Source organism: Metallibacterium scheffleri (assembly GCF_002077135.1).
Lineage (GTDB): Bacteria > Pseudomonadota > Gammaproteobacteria > Xanthomonadales > Rhodanobacteraceae > Metallibacterium > Metallibacterium scheffleri.
This window is the reverse complement of sequence record NZ_LDOS01000002.1, coordinates 2,073,191-2,089,586: the sequence shown is the minus strand read 5'-3', so window position 1 is coordinate 2,089,586 and position 16,396 is coordinate 2,073,191. Positions and strand designations below refer to the sequence as shown.

At 66.1% G+C, this 16,396-nt stretch carries 13 protein-coding genes and 2 pseudogenes; 8 read left to right on the top strand and 7 right to left on the bottom strand.

Annotated elements, in window-relative coordinates; translation table 11 throughout:
- Positions 1 to 9 precede the first annotated feature (9 nt).
- The 5 genes and pseudogenes from Mschef_RS18330 to lpxC form a co-directional block, all read left to right on the top strand.
- Positions 10 to 264 (top strand): annotated as a pseudogene (locus Mschef_RS18330) (FtsQ-type POTRA domain-containing protein); the annotation flags it as partial.
- Between the two features lie 111 nt (positions 265 to 375).
- On the top strand, positions 376 to 762 hold the full coding sequence (locus Mschef_RS18155; protein ID WP_242426562.1) for a cell division protein FtsQ/DivIB: 387 nt from the start codon (positions 376 to 378) through the stop codon (positions 760 to 762).
- Between the two features lie 3 nt (positions 763 to 765).
- Positions 766 to 1,986, top strand: coding sequence for a cell division protein FtsA (gene ftsA / locus Mschef_RS14865; RefSeq protein WP_081129816.1), 1,221 nt, complete (start codon positions 766 to 768; stop codon positions 1,984 to 1,986).
- A gap of 202 nt (positions 1,987 to 2,188) precedes the next feature.
- A pseudogene (ftsZ, locus tag Mschef_RS14860) lies at positions 2,189 to 3,173 on the top strand (cell division protein FtsZ); the annotation flags it as partial.
- Positions 3,174 to 3,593: 420 nt separating this feature from the next.
- Complete coding sequence (gene lpxC / locus Mschef_RS14855) at positions 3,594 to 4,505, top strand: UDP-3-O-acyl-N-acetylglucosamine deacetylase (RefSeq protein WP_081129814.1); 912 nt, start codon at positions 3,594 to 3,596, stop codon at positions 4,503 to 4,505.
- Between the two features lie 63 nt (positions 4,506 to 4,568).
- On the opposite strand, the gene Mschef_RS14850 is transcribed toward lpxC, so the two are convergent.
- Positions 4,569 to 5,018, bottom strand: coding sequence for a DciA family protein (locus tag Mschef_RS14850; RefSeq protein ID WP_081129813.1), 450 nt, complete (start codon positions 5,016 to 5,018; stop codon positions 4,569 to 4,571).
- 27 nt (positions 5,019 to 5,045) lie between these two features.
- On the opposite strand from Mschef_RS14850, the gene Mschef_RS14845 reads away from it, so the two are divergent.
- On the top strand, positions 5,046 to 5,984 hold the full coding sequence (locus Mschef_RS14845; RefSeq protein ID WP_081129812.1) for a M23 family metallopeptidase: 939 nt from the start codon (positions 5,046 to 5,048) through the stop codon (positions 5,982 to 5,984).
- Positions 5,985 to 6,153: 169 nt separating this feature from the next.
- Positions 6,154 to 8,907, top strand: a complete 2,754-nt coding sequence (gene secA, locus Mschef_RS14840) for a preprotein translocase subunit SecA (RefSeq protein WP_081129811.1) — start codon at positions 6,154 to 6,156, stop codon at positions 8,905 to 8,907.
- 224 nt (positions 8,908 to 9,131) lie between these two features.
- Here secA and Mschef_RS14835 read toward each other — a convergent pair whose 3' ends face one another.
- The 6 genes from Mschef_RS14835 to Mschef_RS14810 form a co-directional block, all read right to left on the bottom strand.
- The gene (locus Mschef_RS14835; protein ID WP_081129810.1) at positions 9,132 to 9,983 is read right to left on the bottom strand and encodes a symmetrical bis(5'-nucleosyl)-tetraphosphatase; all 852 of its coding nucleotides are present in this window, start codon (positions 9,981 to 9,983) and stop codon (positions 9,132 to 9,134) included.
- 67 nt (positions 9,984 to 10,050) lie between these two features.
- Positions 10,051 to 10,434 carry a Co2+/Mg2+ efflux protein ApaG gene (apaG, locus tag Mschef_RS14830; protein WP_081130070.1) on the bottom strand — a complete coding sequence of 128 codons (384 nt, stop codon included), beginning with the start codon at positions 10,432 to 10,434 and terminating at the stop codon, positions 10,051 to 10,053.
- Between the two features lie 47 nt (positions 10,435 to 10,481).
- Positions 10,482 to 11,285 (bottom strand): 16S rRNA (adenine(1518)-N(6)/adenine(1519)-N(6))-dimethyltransferase RsmA, encoded by an 804-nt coding sequence (gene rsmA / locus Mschef_RS14825; protein WP_081129809.1) that lies wholly within the window; start codon positions 11,283 to 11,285, stop codon positions 10,482 to 10,484.
- A complete protein-coding gene (gene pdxA / locus Mschef_RS14820) occupies positions 11,282 to 12,277 on the bottom strand; it encodes a 4-hydroxythreonine-4-phosphate dehydrogenase PdxA (RefSeq protein ID WP_081129808.1) in 996 nt (331 codons plus the stop codon). Before pdxA ends, rsmA begins: the two co-directional genes overlap by 4 nt.
- A gap of 3 nt (positions 12,278 to 12,280) precedes the next feature.
- Entirely contained in the window at positions 12,281 to 13,606 is a 1,326-nt protein-coding gene (locus tag Mschef_RS14815) for a peptidylprolyl isomerase (protein WP_081129807.1), read from the bottom strand.
- 33 nt (positions 13,607 to 13,639) lie between these two features.
- Positions 13,640 to 15,901: an LPS-assembly protein LptD gene (locus Mschef_RS14810; protein ID WP_242426536.1), complete on the bottom strand. Its 2,262-nt coding sequence runs from the start codon at positions 15,899 to 15,901 to the stop codon at positions 13,640 to 13,642.
- 68 nt (positions 15,902 to 15,969) lie between these two features.
- Here Mschef_RS14810 and msrB point away from each other — a divergent pair, with 68 nt between their 5' ends.
- On the top strand, positions 15,970 to 16,392 hold the full coding sequence (gene msrB, locus Mschef_RS14805) for a peptide-methionine (R)-S-oxide reductase MsrB (RefSeq protein WP_081129806.1): 423 nt from the start codon (positions 15,970 to 15,972) through the stop codon (positions 16,390 to 16,392).
- Positions 16,393 to 16,396 lie beyond the last annotated feature (4 nt).

Here is a 16,396-nt window from a genome sequence, read left to right as displayed (position 1 = left end):
GGGAGGCGCGTGACGCGCGCCGGCGCCATCCGGCTGAGCGGCTGGCTGCTGGCCCTGGCCGTGCTGGCCGTGCCGGTGGTCGCGGTGCTGCGCGGCTGGCTGGCCGCGGGGCAGTGGCCGGTGAAATACCTCACCATCGATGCGCCGTATACGCATGTCAGCGCCGCCGAGGTTGCCGTCGCGGTGCAGCCGCTGCTGCAAAAAGGCTTCTTCGCGGTCGATCTGCAGCGCGTGCGCGCGGCGGTCGCGGCGCTGCCTTGGGTGGCCGCGGTCGAAGTGCGCAAGCGCTGGCCGAATACCCTGGTGATCAGCCTGCGCGAGCACCAGCCGTGGGCACGCTGGACCGGGAATCGACTGGTCGGTGCCGATGGTGACGTGTTCAGCGTGCCTGCCGCGCAGATGCCGGCCGCGTTGCCGCGACTCAGCGGCCCGCCCGGCGCCTTGCCCGAGGTGATCGCGTTTTATCGCAGCGCCGTCGCGGCCTGCACGCCACGTGGCCTGCACGTCGCCGGGGCGCAGCTGACCGCGCGCGGCAGCTACACGCTGGACCTGTCCGCCGGCGCACACATCGTGATCGGACGCGACCAGTCGCAGCAGCGCCTGGCTCGTTTTCTGGCGGTGTGGCCGCAACTCGCCGCGCGTCACAGCGAGATGTTCGTCTACGCCGATCTGCGCTACGCCAACGGTTTCGCCGTGCGCTGGCCGGATGCGCAGGTGCCTGCCGTGACGCCCCCTTCCACGCCCAGTGCAGGAAATACCTGAGCCATGAACCGACGCAGCGACAAGCAACTGGTGGTGGGGCTGGATATCGGCACCTCGAAGGTCATGGCCGTGGTTGGCGAATATTCGCGCGGCGAACCGGTCGAGGTGATCGGCATCGGCTCGCACGTGGTGCGCGGCATGAAACGCGGCGCGGTGGTGGATATCGAATCGACCATGCACGCCATTCGCGGCGCGGTCGAGGAGGCCGAGCTGATGGCCGGCTGCGAGATCCGCTCGGTGCACGCCTCGATCTCGGGCAGCCACCTGGAAACGCTGAACTCGCACGGCACCGCGGCGATCCGCGAACGCGAAGTCAGCGCCGCCGACATCGAGGCGGTGCTGGCGGCTGCCAGCGCGGTGGCCATCCCGGCCGATCGCAAGGTGCTCTACAAGGAGCCGCAGGAGTTCCGTATCGATGGCCAGGACGGTATCCGCCATCCGGTCGGCATGAGCGGCGTGCGTCTGGAGGCCAACGTGCACCTGGTCACCGGTGCGGCCAGCCCAGTGCAGAACCTGGTCAAGTGCATCGAGCGCTGCGGCATCACCGTGGATGCGCTGATTCCGGCCGCCACCGCCAGCGCGCGTGCCGTGCTCACCGACGACGAGCGCGAGCTCGGCGTGTGTCTGATCGACATCGGCGCCGGCACCACCGACATCGCCATCTATGCGCAGGGTGCGGTGCGCTACACGCGCGCGCTGCCGGTGGGTGGCGACCAGGTCACCAACGACATCGCCTTCGGCATCCACACGCCGACGGCCAACGCCGAAGAAATCAAGATCAAGTACGCCTGTGCCTTGCCGCAGCTGGCGCACAGCGATGAAACCGTGCAGGTGCCCAGCGTCGGTGATCGTCCGCCGCGGCGCCTCGCGCGCCAGGCGCTGGCACAGTGCGTGCACGACCGTTACGAGGAAATCTTCGAGATGGTGCAGGACGAACTGCGCCGTTCAGGTCTGGACAACCTGCTCAGCGCGGGCGTGGTGCTGACCGGTGGGGCCGCGCCGATGGAGGGCGCGCTGGAGCTGGCCGAGGAGGTGTTCCACAAGATGGTGCGCATCGGCGCGCCACAGCTGGTTGGCGGCAAGGCCGAGGCGGTCGCCAATCCGGTACACGCCACTGCCGTGGGCCTGCTGCTGCACGCGGCACGCGGCGATGTGGCCATGCCCGCGGGCAATCTGGATCGCATGATCGGCCGGCTCAAGGGCTGGCTGGGGAAGAACTTTTGAACGCGCGGCGCTGGCGCACGGATCGGTCACCTGCGTGCTGGATCGACGCACGTGGCCGAGCGCTGCAGCCGGCGCCGGCACACCTGGCAATTCGATGGCACTGGAATGCCATCGGCGGCGGCAACGCCGCATCCCCGGACAACGCCGGATGCGTGCGTTCGGGATTACCGCAAGCAGACGTTAATTCACTGGAGGACGGGACATGTTCGAAATGATCGAAAGGGCAACACCCAACGCAATCATCAAGGTGATCGGCGTGGGCGGCGGCGGCGGCAACGCCGTGGCGCACATGCTGGGTTGCGACATCGAGGGCGTGGAATTCATCTGCGCCAACACCGATGCGCAGGCGCTGAAGAACTCGGGTGCGCGTCAGGTGCTGCAACTCGGCGCCAACGTCACCAAGGGTCTGGGCGCCGGCGCCAATCCCGAGGTCGGTCGCCAGGCCGCGCTGGAGGATCGCGAACGCATCGACGAGGCGCTGGCCGGCGCCGACATGGTGTTCATCACCGCCGGCATGGGGGGTGGCACCGGCACCGGCGCGGCACCGGTGCTGGCGCAGCTGGCCAAGGAGCGTGGCATCCTGACCGTGGCCATCGTCACCAAGCCGTTCCCGTTCGAGGGTCGGCGCCGCATGCAGGTGGCACTCAAGGGCATCGAGGATCTGTCCCAGCACGTCGATTCGCTGATCACCGTGCCCAACGAGAAGCTGCTCAGCGTGCTCGGCCGCGAGGCCACCATGCTCAGCGCGTTCAAGGCCGCCAACGAGGTGCTGGTCGGCGCGGTACGCGGCATCGCCGATCTGATCACCCGCCCCGGCCTGATCAACGTCGACTTTGCCGATGTGCGCACGGTGATGAGCGAGATGGGCATGGCGATGATGGGCAGTGGCACCGCGCGTGGCGACGATCGTGCCCAGGCCGCGGCGGAGGCGGCGATCAGCAATCCGCTGCTGGACGACGTGAACCTGAACGGTGCCAGCGGCATTCTGGTCAACATCACCGCCGGTCCCAACATGACCATGCGCGAGTTCGACGAGATCGGTCGCGTGGTGCACGACTTCGCAGCCGAAGACGCCACCGTGGTGATCGGCACCACGCTTGACGCGGAGATGCAGGACGATGTGCGCGTCACCGTGGTCGCCACTGGGCTCAACCGCAACGTGGCGCGCAATACGCGACCCGCGCCGCGCGAGGAGATGGTGGTGACGCCGCAGCCGCGCCCTCGTCCCGTGATGCTGCGCACGGGCACCGGACCCGCCGTGGCCGCCGTGCCGTCACGCGCCAGCGCCAGCGTGCCGCGCGTGCGCGCCGACGAGCAGGCCGAGGCCATGCAGCAGCAAGCTTCGCCGCCGCCGGCGGGTTTCGATTACATCGACATACCGGCCTTTTTGCGCAAACAGGCCGATTGAACCGGTCGTCGGTCGCCGGATCGCGGCCGGCGCCTGTCGCCACCGCCGCTCCCGTCCGTGGGGGTGGCGACGGGTCTGCTGTCGGTGCCAGCGTCCGCGGCGTCGGCATTTACTGTACGCAAAGGTTTACTTTATCCTTCGTAAACCCTGTGTTACATTCCGGCCCACTTTGGCAGCTGCCCCGCCAGGTTAAAAAACAATGATCAAGCAGCGCACGTTGAAAAACGCCATTCGCGCCACCGGCGTCGGCCTGCATACGGGGGACAAGGTCTACATGACTCTGCGTCCGGCTGCGCCCGATACCGGTATCGTGTTCCGCCGCACTGACCTGTCGACGCCGATCGACATTCCCTCGCGTTGCGAATTTGTCGGTGACACCCGGCTGTCCAGCACGCTGGTGCGTGACGGTGCGCGTGTCGGCACTGTCGAGCACTTGCTTTCAGCCATGGCCGGATTGGGCATCGACAACGCCTATGTCGATTTGTCCGCGCCGGAAGTGCCGATCATGGACGGCAGCGCCGGCCCTTTTGTGTTCCTGCTGCAATCGGCGGGGATCGAGGAGCAAGCCGTCGCCAAGCGCTTCATCCGCATCAAGAAGCCGATCAAGGTCGAGGATGGCGACAAATGGGCGCGCTTCGAACCATTCAATGGCTTCAAGGTGGGTTTTTCCATCGAATTCAAGCACCCACTGTTCAGTTCGCGCACGCAACGCGCGGAGATCGACTTTTCGACCACATCGTTCGTTAAGGAAGTCAGCCGCGCACGCACCTTCGGTTTCATGCGCGACATCGAGATGTTGCGCGAGCGCAATCTTGCCATGGGTGGTTCGATGGACAACGCCATTGTGCTGGATGACTACCGCGTGCTCAACGAGGATGGCCTGCGCTACGAGGACGAGTTCGTCAAGCACAAGATCCTCGACGCGATCGGCGATTTGTACCTGCTCGGCCACAGCCTGATCGGTGCGTTTTATGGCCACAAATCCGGGCACGAGCTGAACAACCGTCTGCTGCGCAGCCTGATGGCCGATGTCACCGCGTGGGAAGAGGTCAGTTTCGACGATGCGGAACTGGCGCCGATCTCCTATGCGCATCCGGCGCAGGCGATCTGAATCGCGCTTCGGGTTTTGACGTGATTTCGTGACGATGACGCCGGTCTTTGCCTGCGTCTGCGGTCAGGATTCGGCGAGCGCTGCCAGCGCCAGAAAGCGGGCGCGCAGCTCGGGGTCTGCAAGGGAACTCGCAGCGGCGCGCAGATGGTGCGCGGCAGCGCGGGAAAGCACGAGTCGTTTTGCTGGCTCGGGTGGGCGGGCAGGCAGGGGGGCAACTTTCACGATCAGTACGCGTGCGCTCAACCCGAGGATGCGCGCCAGGCGCAGGATCGCGGCCTGCTCCATGCGCAGCCGCGATGCCCACGCCGCACTGCTGGCCACGAAAACGATGCGTTCACCGTGCACGCCACCGAGCCTGACCTGTTCGGCCAGCGTGGGCAGCAAGCGTTGGCGCAGTTGCTGATCCAGTGTTTCCAAAGCCGCAGCCTTGGTGAACAAGCCGCCGAGGCCGCCGCAGTCCGCAACGCTCTGCGGGCCGCGTGCGCGGCGTGACTGCTGCGGGGGCAATTGCATGAACCGTGAACCTCGGAACCGCTGGACATGAACATCATACTGGTCTCGGACCCGCGCAAGGCGCCCCGTGGCATTGATCTGCACCATCCACGCCAGCGCATGCTGGCGCTGGGCGCGCTGGCTGCCGTTGCGCTGACCTTGGTGACGCTGGGCATGGCATTGAGCTGGCTGGTTTACAGCCCGCGCGATCACGCACTGGCTGAAGTCCGCGCGCTGCGCGCACAGTTGAGCGCACAACAGGCCGAGATCGGCAGTGTGCAACGCGGCTGGCAGCGCGATCTCAACGCGCTGGCGGTGAAGCTGGGTCAGCTCGAAGCGCAATCGTTGCGCCTGGGCGCGCTGGGCGAACGCCTGGCACGGGCCGGGAAACTTGACGGCGGCGAGTTCAACTTCGACGCCGGGCCTGCGCTCGGCGGGCCGGAAGTACCCTTGCAACAGGCCGGTGCGCTGCCACAGCACATCGACCGCGGCCTCACCGCCTTGCGCCTGCGTTTCGACGCACAGCAAACCCAGCTCGGCCTGCTTGAGCGCCTGCTGCTTGATCGCAAGGTCGACGCCGCGGCCCAGCCCAGCGGCATGCCGGTGGCCAATGGCTTCATCGATTCCTACTATGGTCCGCGCACCGACCCCTTCACGGGCGGCCATGAATTCCACACCGGACTGGATATCGATGCGTCCGCGGGCACGCCGATCACCAGCGTGGCGCGCGGCATCGTCAGCTTCGCCGGGGTGCGCAACGGCTACGGCAATGTGGTCGAGGTGGACCATGGCAACGGCTATCTGACCCGCTACGCGCACGCGGAAAAGCTGCTGGTGCACGTCGGCGAGGCGGTACGCACCGGGCAGGTGCTGGCGCTGGTGGGCTCGACCGGGCGTTCCACCGGGCCACACGTGCATTTCGAGGTCTGGTATCGCGGCAAGGTCATCAACCCGCTGGCGTTTGTGCAGGCGCGGCATCGCCTTTAGGCATGGTGGCCTGGCGCTTTGTTGCGCTCGTGTCAGCGCATGCCTGGGTGCGGCACACCGCGCTGCCCTTGAATTCGCGTCGTGCGCCGCCATCCGAAGGCAGGTGTCGGCGTAGTATCCTTTGCCTTTTGCGCGGCCCGGCCGCGTCACCGCTGCGAGCGAGCCCCTGATGTTGAATCGAGTCCTGACCGGCGTTTTTGGCAGTCGCAACGAGCGCGTGGTGCGTCAGCTGCAGCGCAAGGTCGCGCGCATCAATGCACTCGAACCGGCATGGAACAAGCTGAGCGACGACGAACTCAAGGCCAAGACGGTCGAGTTCCGCGCGCGTCTGGCCAAGGGCGAGACACTCGATGATCTGCTGCCCGAGGCCTTCGCCACCGTGCGCGAGGCCGCGCAGCGCGTGATCGGCATGCGCCATTACGACGTGCAGATGATCGGCGGCATGATTCTGCACATGGGCAGGATCGCCGAGATGCGCACGGGCGAAGGCAAGACCCTGGTGGCGACGCTGCCGGTGTACCTCAACGCGCTGGACGGCAAAGGCGTGCACGTGGTCACCGTCAACGACTACCTGGCCAAGCGCGACTCCGCCTGGATGGGCAAGATCTACGGCTTCCTCGGCATGAGCGTGGGCGTGGTGTTTCCGGGCATGGAGAACGCCGACAAGTCCGGCGCCTACGCCGCCGACATCACCTACGGCACCAACAACGAGTTCGGTTTCGACTACCTGCGCGACAACATGGCATTGAGCAAGGACCAGCGCTTCCAGCGCGGTTTGCACTACGCCATCGTCGACGAGGTGGACTCGATCCTGATCGATGAGGCGCGCACGCCGCTGATCATCTCCGGTCCGGCCGAGGACTCCCCGGAGCAGTACATCAAGGTCAATCGCATCGTGCCCAACCTGATCCGTCAGGAAAAGGAAGATGGCACGGGCGATTACTGGGTGGACGAAAAGCAGAAGCAGGTCTATCTCTCGGAAGAGGGCATGGAACACGCCGAGCAGTTGTTGCGCCAGGGCGGCGTGATCGAGGCCGACACCAGCCTGTACGACACGCGCAACCTGGGTGCGGTGCACCACCTCAACGCCGGTTTGCGCGCGCACGCCCTGTACCACCGCGATGTTGATTACATCGTGCGCGACGGCGAAGTGATCATCGTCGACGAGTTCACCGGGCGCACGCTGCCGGGGCGACGCTGGTCTGAGGGCCTGCACCAGGCGGTCGAGGCCAAGGAGTCCGTGCCCATCCAGCGCGAGAACCAGACCCTCGCCACGATCACGTTCCAGAACCTGTTTCGCATGTACAAGAAACTCGCTGGCATGACCGGCACGGCGGATACCGAGGCCTACGAGTTCCAGTCGATTTACGGGCTGGAGGTGGTGGTCATTCCCACGCACCGGCCGATGGTGCGCGATGACCGCCACGACCTGGTGTTCCTCAACCGCGAGGCCAAGTACAACGCGGTCATCGCCGACATCAAGGACTGCTACGAACGCGGCCAGCCGGTGCTGGTGGGCACCACCTCGATCGAGGTGTCCGAACTGCTCTCGCAGAAGCTGCGCGCGGAGAAAATCCCGCACGAGGTGCTCAACGCCAAGCAGCACGAGCGCGAGGCGCAGATCGTCGCGCAGGCCGGTCGACCCAAGGCGGTGACCATCGCCACCAACATGGCCGGCCGCGGCACCGACATCGTGCTGGGTGGTTCGCTGGATGCCGAGCTGGCGGCGTTGCCGGCCGATGCCGGTGACGCCGAGCGCAAGCGTGTGCGCGAAGAATGGCAAAAACGCCACGACGAGGCGCTGGCCAGCGGCGGGCTGCATATCATCGGCACCGAGCGCCACGAATCGCGGCGCATCGACAACCAGTTGCGCGGCCGTTCCGGACGCCAGGGCGATCCGGGTTCCTCGCGTTTCTACATCGCGCTCGAGGACAACCTCATGCGCATCTTTGGTGGCGAGGCGGTGGCGCGCTGGATGCGCGCCTTCGGCATGAAGGAGGACGACGCCATCGAGGAGCGCATGGTTTCGCGCCAGATCGAGAAAGCGCAGCGCAAGGTCGAGCAGCACAACTTCGACATTCGCAAGAACCTGCTCGAGTTCGACGACACCGCCAACGACCAGCGCAAGGTGATCTACGAGCAGCGCAATGAGTTGCTGGATGCCAGCGAGGTCGCCGAGTCGATCCACGACATCCGCGCCGACGTGTTCGCCGAGCTGGTCGATCGCCATGTGCCGCCGGACAGTGTCGACGAGCAATGGGACATCGCCGGGCTCGACCGCGCACTGGTCACGGACTACGGCATCGAGCTGGATCTGCCGGCCTGGATCGAGACGCAGAGTGACGTCAATCACGAGCGGATCCTGCGCCACGTGCTCGAGGTCGCCGAGCGCCAGTACGCGGAAAAAGAGGCTGCGCTCGGCGCCGAGAATATGCGTCAGCTGGAAAAGCAGGTGATGCTCACCGTGCTCGACAACGCCTGGAAAGAGCACCTGTCCAGCATGGACTATCTGCGCCAGGGCATTTACCTGCGTGGCTATGCGCAAAAGCAGCCCAAGCAGGAATTCAAGCGCGAATCACTGCTGCTGTTCTCCGGCATGCTCGATGACGTCAAGGCCGAAGTCACCCAGATCCTGGCGCGCGTCCGCCTGCAAAGCGAAGCCGAGATCGCGGCCATGGAAGCCGAGCGCCAGGAGCAGTCCCGGCGTGCCGCGCTGGAATTCCAGCACGCCGAGGTCAGCGGCTACGCTGCGCCGCCGGCTGGTGACGCTGTGGTCGAAGCACGTTTCGGCGAGCAGGCCGCGGCGGTGGCGTTGGCCGCGCCAACCACCGTGGTGCGCGACGGACCCAAGGTCGGGCGCAATGATCCATGCCCGTGCGGTTCCGGCAAGAAGTACAAGCACTGTCATGGCCGTCTGGGCTGAGAGGCTGGGAAATATCGTCCACCTCTGCGACCGCCAGACGCCCGTGCCGGCGGCGCGCTGTGGGTAAATCGGGGTTATTTGGCTTACCCAACTCCCCGAATGTGCCCACAACGCACCGGGTCACGAACGCCTGGCGACGTTCTCGCTGCGGCGCTCGAAGTTTTCCCAACCTCTGCGCCGGACCGGTTACGCGACCAGTACTTGATGCCGGGGGAAAGCCGGGTTCATTCCTCGCCGCGCGGGTCACGCTTGCGCGTGGGTTCGGCGGCTACGCTGACAAATTCGGGTTCGCTGCTGTCCAGGCGCATCGCGGTCAGGCGTCCGCCCCATACGCAGCCAGTGTCCAGTCCGTATACGCCGAGCCCGGCGAAACACCCCAGCGCCGACCAGTGTCCGAATACGATGCGCGTTTCCCGGCGCAGCATGCCGGGCACCTCGAACCAGGGATACAGCCCGGTCGGTTGCGAGCCGGGGCTACCCTTGGCGTCGAAGTCCAGCCGCCCGCGTGCATCGCAATAGCGCATGCGCGTGAGCACGTTGATGCCGGCGCGCAGGCGCTCGGTGCCTTTCAGGCCCGGGTGCCACAATGCGGGACGATTGCCGAACAGGTGCTGCAGCAAGCGTGCGTGCCGCGGACCGCGCAGTTCGCGTTCGATTTCACTGGCCACGCGCTGTGCTTGCTTCAGATTCCAGCGTTGCGCGAATCCGGCGTGCACCATCGTGTAGTTGAGCACGGCGTCGTGATGCAGCAGGCGGCGCGTGCGCAGCCAGTCCAGCAGCGCGTCGCGGTCGGGTGCGAACAACACGCTGCGCAGATCCGGGTTGACGCGCGCCTGTGCGGCCTCATCGCGCTGCGCCACCGCCAGCAAACTCAGATCGTGGTTGCCGAGCGTGACCACGGCGCGGTCGCCGAAGTCGCGCAGCAGGCGCAGCACTTCCAGTGATTGTCCGCCGCGATTGACCAGATCGCCGCAAAACCATAAGCGGTCGCGCGCCGGATCAAAGCGCACGCGCTCGATCAGGCGCTGCAGTTCGGGATAACAACCTTGCAGGTCGCCTATGGCCCAGGTCGCCATCAGCACCCGCTCCCGGGAATGTGTGGCGAATGGCGGCGCGTTCGTTGTGGCGTGGTGCGAAGCACGTTCAATGCAGGATACGCGGCGTGCTGAGCACGAACGCGGGGATGTCAGCGGCGAAGCGCGTGCCATCCACGGCCTGCATCAGGTAACTGCCCTGCATGGTGCCCAGGCTGGTTTTGAGTACCGCGCCCGAGGTGTACTCGTACTGCTCGCCAGGTTGCAGAAGTGGTTGCACACCAACCACGCCGTCGCCGCGCACTTCCTCGATACGGCCCTCGGCATCAGTGATCAGCCAGTGTCGGCTGAGCAGGCGCGCGGCCACGCCGCCGGCATTGTGCAGGCGCACGGTATAGGCGAAGGCGTAGCGCTGTGCCTCGGGTTCGGATTGTTCTGGCAGATAGCGGCTTTGCACCTGCACGGCAACGCGGTAAGCGGTTCGATCGGACATGCGTGGATTGTGGGCCAGCGGCGCGGGCAGCGGCAAGCCTGGCGCGCTCAAGGCGCCGGGGTGGCGCGGGTGGCGGAAAACCGCTGTGCGAGGCGCACGAAATCAGCCGGTGCCAGGCGTTCGGCACGCTGTTGCGGATCGATACCGCAGGCGCGGATGTCATCCGCGTTCAGTACACCGCGCAGCGTGTTGCCCAGAGTCTTGCGGCGCTGACCGAAAGCCATGCGCACGACCTGTCGCAATGCCTCGGGCGCGACTTGTGGCAACACCGCACGCGACAGCGGGGTCAGGCGTACCACCGCGGATTCGACCTTGGGTGGCGGCCGGAATGCGCGCGCCGGCACGTGCAGCAGCGGCTCCACCATGCACGCCAGCTGCAGCATCACGCTCAGGCGCCCGTAATCCTTGCCGCCCGGTGCCGCGGCCATGCGTTCGACCACTTCCTGCTGCAGCATGAAGTGCATATCGCGGATATGCGCGGCGTACTCGAGGCAATGAAACAGGATCGGACTGGAGATGTAATAAGGCAGATTGCCGACGATGCGCAGCGGCTGCCGCGTCGCCAGTTCGCCCAGGTCCACCTTGAGCACGTCGGCGTTCACCAGATGCAGCGATCCTGCTGTGGCTGCGCGTGCACGCAGCGGTTCGAGCAGGTCACGATCCAGCTCGATCGCGGTCAGTGCACCGGCGGCGCGCAGCAGGGGCAGGGTCAGCACGCCCTCGCCGGGGCCGATCTCGACCAGCGCGTCACCGGGTTGCGCCGCCACCGCAGCGACGATGCGCTGGATGATGTCGGCATCGTGCAGGAAGTGCTGGCCGAAGTGTTTCTTCGGCCGCGCCGCGCGATTCATGTGGCCTGCGCGCGCCGCGCGGACAACTGCAGCGCCATGCGCGCGGCGCTGAGCAGGCTGCCGAGTTCGGCGCGATTGTGCCCGGCGATGTCCAGCGCGGTGCCGTGGTCGACCGAGGTGCGCACGTAGGGCAGGCCGAGGGTGATATTGACGCCGCTGTCGAAAGCCTCGGCCTTGAGCACCGGCAGCGCCTGGTCGTGGTACATCGCCAGCACCGCATCGTAGTGCGCGCGCAGCGCCGGCACGAAGGCGGTATCGGCGGGCAGTGGACCAAGCAGGTGCATGCCGTCACCGCGCAGTGCATCGAGGGTGGGGATGATGATGTCCAGCTCCTCGCGGCCCAGGTGTCCATCCTCGCCGGCATGCGGATTCAGCCCGAGCACGGCAATGCGCGGTGCGGACAGGCCGAAGTCACGCTGCAGCCCGCGCCACAGCACGCCGAGCACTCGGCGCAGGCGCTCTGGCGTGATTGCGGCCGGCACCGCGGCCAGCGGCAGGTGCGTGGTCGCCAGCGCCACGCGCAGGTGCGGCCCGGCCAGCAGCATCAGCACGTCCGCTGCGGCGCGCGTGGCGAAGAACTCTGTGTGCCCAGTGAACGGGATGCCGGCCGCGTTGATCACGCCCTTGTGCACCGGCCCGGTGACCAGCGCGAGGAAACGACCCGCGCGGCAGGCATCGCTGGCGCGGGTCAGGGTTTCCAGCACGTAGGCGGCGTTGCGCGCATCCAGATGCCCCGGAGTTTCCTCCTGCGCCAGCGCCAGCGGCAACACGCGCAACTGGCCGCGCGCGCGCGCGCCGAGCGTGCGGCCGTCGTCGTCGCACAGCTCCAGCGGCAGGTCGAGCCTGGCAGCGGCGCGGCGCAGCAGATCGGGATCGGCGCAGGCGACCAAGTCGGCCGCCAGGTCGGTGTGCGCGAGGCGCACGACCAACTCCGGGCCGATGCCCGCCGGTTCGCCCGGCGTCAGCAGCAGACGCGGCAGTGCCGCGTGCATGCCTCAGCCCTGCGGAGGAGCGGCGACAGCCGCCGCCTCGGGCAGCATGATGCGCACATAAGCGCTGGAGCGCAGATCGCGCAGGAAGCTGTTGTAGGCATCCTCGGCCTTGCGGTTGCCGATTGCCATGCGCGCCTGCTCACGCTCCACTTGCATGGTGCGATCGGCTTGGCGCATGCCGAGGCGTTGCACCAGCAACCAGCCCTCGGGCACCTGCAACGGCTGGCTGACCTCGCCATCCTTCAGCTTGGGCAGTGCCGCACCGACCACCGTTCCCCAGTGATCGGCGGTGAACCAGCCCATGTCGCCACCGTCATTGGCGGTGGTGTCGTCCTGCGAATCCTTGCGCGCCAATGCGGCGAAGTCTGCCTTGTGCTCGACGATGTCCTTGCGCAAGGCGAGGATTTTCTGTTCGGCCTGGGCGCTGCTGACCAGGTCGGAGGTGCGGATCAGCAGATCGCGCGCGTGGAACTCGGTGACGATCACTGGTGGCGCCGCGCGCTTGCCTTCCAGCTTGAGGATGTAGAAGCCCTCGGGCGCGCGCAGTGGCGGGGTGACCTGCCCGGGCTGCATCTTGATGGCCAGATCGGCCAGCGCGGGCGCCAGCTCATCCACGCGGCGCCAGCCGACCACGCCGCCATCCAGCGCGTTCGGGGCCTGCGAATAGCGGATGGCGGCAGCTTTGAAATCCAGGCCGCCGGCGATCTGCTTCTCGACCTCATCCGCCTTGGCCTTGGCGGTGTTGACTTCATCCGGCGAGGCGCCTTCGGGCACCGCGATCAGGATCTGCGCGATGTCGACTTCACCGGCCTTGAACAGCGGGCTGTTGATCAGGTTGTTGACTTCGGAGTCGCTGACCTGCACGGCGCCGTGGATCACGTTGTCGCGCAGTTTCTGCACCATGATCTGGTTGGCGATCTGCTTGCGGAACGCTGCATAGTCGATGCCCTGCTGCGCCAGCGACTGGCGCATCTGCGTCAGATCCAGGTGATTCTGCTGGGCGATGTTCTGCACCGCGGCGTCGACTTCCTGATCCGTGGCGCGGATGCCGTTTTCCTCGGCGCGCTGTTCCTGCAGCTTCATCAGGATCAGGCGCTCCAGCACCTGACGCTCCAGCACTGGCTTGGGCGGCAACGCTTGCGGATTCTGTGCGAACTGCCGCTGCACCTGGGTCAGCGCGGCGTCGAGTTCGCTTTGCAGCACCACGCCGTCATTGACCACGGCGACGATGCGATCGAGCGGCTGCACGGGTTGCAGCAATTGTGCCTGGGCGACCAAGGGCACGGTCAGTGCCAGCGCCAGCACGAGGAGGGCGGACTTTCGCTTCATGGAGTACGGGCTCGCAGCCGCGGCGCGGCGGAATTATTGATATCCAAGAATAGCATGCGACAGGAAGCTGCCCGTGCGTGAGCCGAGCCCGCCGATGCCCTTGAATTCAACTTCGAACATGACTGCGTTGGTGGCGTTGCCTTGCGAATCGGTCACGTAGCGGCGCAGCACGCCGCGCACGGCGATGCAGCAGCTGTCCCATTCGACGCCGCCGAAGGCTTCCAGAGTCTTGTGATCGGCGACCGAGTAGTTCCAGCGCCCGACCAGACTCCAGCTCGGGCTGACCGGCCAGAGCGCGGAGATGTCGTATTGATCGAGCAGGCCGCGCTGGTAGCGGTAAGCAAGGTTGACGACGCCATCGCCATTCAGTTGATGTTGAATCTGGAAGGTCGACACCGTGGTGCGGTGCAGGTTGGGGTCGTACTGCTGGGTCAGGTCAAGCTTCCAATCGCGCGTAAGACCCACGCTGACCATGCCCACATAGGCCGAGCCTGCTTCGTAGAGTGTTGGATAGCCGGGCAGCTGCACGCGTTGTGGGGTGAAGTAGCGAATCTGGCCGATGCCTGCGGAAAAACGCTCGATGCCCGAGCTGTCGATCAGGCGCGTGCTCAGCGCCAGGGTCAGATTGTTCGCGTTCACCTGGCGGTCGGCGCCGGTGTACTGGTTGCTGCTGAACAGGCTCCACCAGTCGAAGGTCAGCGGTTGCGTATCGAAAATCGGCAGGTTGTTCTGGTTGCGATAGGGCACGTACAGGTAATACGCGCGTGGCTCCAGCGTTTGCGTGTAGCTGTTCCCGAACAGGCTGACCTGACGATCGAAGATCAGGCCGCTGTCGATCTGCGCGATGGGCAGTGCGCGCGAGGGGTCGCCGTTGTTGCCCTGTAGCCAGTATTGCGTGTAACGAAAACCCAGTCGCGGGCGCAGGAACCAGGCCGCGCCCTGCAGCGGCGCTTCCAGATACGGATACAGATCGAGGCGGTCGCCTTCCAATGCATCGTGCTTGCGGAAGGCCACGGCCTCGCTGCGCAGGCCGAAGATGAAGGGTCCGCTCAGTGGAATATCCAGATTCAACACGCCACGCGGCAAACGGCTGTAGGGCTGCACGCCCTGCGGCAGGGTGGGGTCGGTGAGCTGATAGGTATCCACGCCGAATGCCGCGTTCCACCACTGACCCCCGCCGTTGATGTAGGCGCTGGAGCCGAGCAGGCTGGTCGCGGCCATGGTCAGGCTGTTGCCGAAATCCTCGAAGTACGTGTTGTCGCTGACGCGGTTGATGTTGGCGTTGAAGCTCCAGCCCGGCACCAGTGGCGTGCTGTCCTGATATTGCAACATCCAGCGTTTGCCGCCATAGATCTTGTCGTGCGGCATGTAGTTGAAGTTCAACGCGCCGGTGCCGATGTCGAACAGATAGCGGAACTGGCCGCCCAGCATCGGCCCGCGCAAGCTGTAGAACGCCGGCTCCAGCGTGGCGTCGTAGTTGGGCGCGAGATTCAGGTAATACGGCAGGCGCAGGTAGCTGCCGCTGTTGCCCGAGCCACCGAAGCTGGGCGCCAGGAAGCCGCTCATGCGCTGGCCGTTGACCGGAAAGCGCAGCCACGGCAGCCACAGGAACGGCACGCCCATGAAGCGCATGGTCACATCATGCGCGGTGCCGATGCCGGTGGCGCGATTGATATCGAAGCGGCTGCCGGCGAAATCCCACAGGCGGCTTTGCGGATCGCAGGTGCTGTAGGTGGCGCCCTGGTAACGGCTGCGCTCGCTGTCCAGAATCTGTGCGCTGCGTGCGCGACCGTTGCCGCGCGCCTGCAGCAACTGGTAACGCACATGCCTGGCGTCGGCGCGCTCGGGCGTCGTGGTACCGCGGATGCTGTCGGCCGATAGCAGCAGGCCCTGATCCTGGTAGGTGACGCCACCATGGGCGTCATAGGCCGTGGTGCCACGCGTGTAATCGACGCTGGGCGCCTGCAGCAGTTGATCACCGCGTGCCAGATGCACGTGGCCGCTGAGTTGATAGTGCTCGCCGTCGCTGCTGCTGGCCGCGGCGGCGTGGATTTGCACCGGCAGTTTCGCGCGCGTGGCGCGGTCAGCCACGGGCAGGCCGGGCACGTAGAAATCCAGCAGATCGTTTCTGCGGCACTGGCTATAGTCGTAGCGCGGCCGCGCGCAATCGCTCGCGCCGAGCGGGCACAGCGCATTGGCGCCTTGTGCCAGGGCCGCGGCGCTGGCGTCGAGCAAGGCGAGCGAGAGGGCAAGAACCAGCAGTCGCCGGTGCGGCAACGAACGCAAACAGGGCACGCGCAACTTCCCCAGAAAGACGCGGCTAAACTAACAGAAGCCCCATGCAATCGGGAACGCGTGCGCGCATGAACGACACCAGCAAGCAAACTCCCGCCGACGCGCACTGGCGCGCGCGACTCAGCCCGGAACAGTACGCCGTGTGCCGCTGTTCCGTCACCGAGGCGCCGTTCAGTGGCCGTTGGTATCGGCACCACGCCGATGGTACTTACGTGTGCATCGCTTGCGCGGCGCCGTTGTTCGATTCCGCGGCCAAGTACGACTCGGGTTCGGGCTGGCCCAGTTTCTGGCAATCCATCGCAGCGACCGCGGTGAGCGAGAGCGAGGACACCAGCCATGACATGCATCGCGTCGAGGCGCGTTGCACAAGCTGTGGCTCGCATCTCGGCCACGTATTTCCCGATGGTCCGCCACCGACCGGACTGCGCTATTGCATCAACTCGCTGGCGCTGGATTTCGTCGCGCGCGACGTCACCGGAAAGCGTCGCTGAGCGG

Excerpts from the sequence above, each read along its gene's own strand:
- ftsA (WP_081129816.1), top strand. The coding sequence starts at position 766 with ATGAACCGACGCAGCGACAAGCAACTGGTGGTGGGGCTGGATATCGGC.
- lpxC (WP_081129814.1), top strand. The coding sequence starts at position 3,594 with ATGATCAAGCAGCGCACGTTGAAAAACGCCATTCGCGCCACCGGCGTC.
- Mschef_RS14850 (WP_081129813.1), bottom strand. The coding sequence starts at position 5,018 with ATGCAATTGCCCCCGCAGCAGTCACGCCGCGCACGCGGCCCGCAGAGC.
- Mschef_RS14845 (WP_081129812.1), top strand. The coding sequence starts at position 5,046 with ATGAACATCATACTGGTCTCGGACCCGCGCAAGGCGCCCCGTGGCATT.
- secA (WP_081129811.1), top strand. The coding sequence starts at position 6,154 with ATGTTGAATCGAGTCCTGACCGGCGTTTTTGGCAGTCGCAACGAGCGC.
- Mschef_RS14835 (WP_081129810.1), bottom strand. The coding sequence starts at position 9,983 with ATGGCGACCTGGGCCATAGGCGACCTGCAAGGTTGTTATCCCGAACTG.
- apaG (WP_081130070.1), bottom strand. The coding sequence starts at position 10,434 with ATGTCCGATCGAACCGCTTACCGCGTTGCCGTGCAGGTGCAAAGCCGC.
- rsmA (WP_081129809.1), bottom strand. The coding sequence starts at position 11,285 with ATGAATCGCGCGGCGCGGCCGAAGAAACACTTCGGCCAGCACTTCCTG.
- pdxA (WP_081129808.1), bottom strand. The coding sequence starts at position 12,277 with ATGCACGCGGCACTGCCGCGTCTGCTGCTGACGCCGGGCGAACCGGCG.
- Mschef_RS14815 (WP_081129807.1), bottom strand. The coding sequence starts at position 13,606 with ATGAAGCGAAAGTCCGCCCTCCTCGTGCTGGCGCTGGCACTGACCGTG.
- msrB (WP_081129806.1), top strand. The coding sequence starts at position 15,970 with ATGAACGACACCAGCAAGCAAACTCCCGCCGACGCGCACTGGCGCGCG.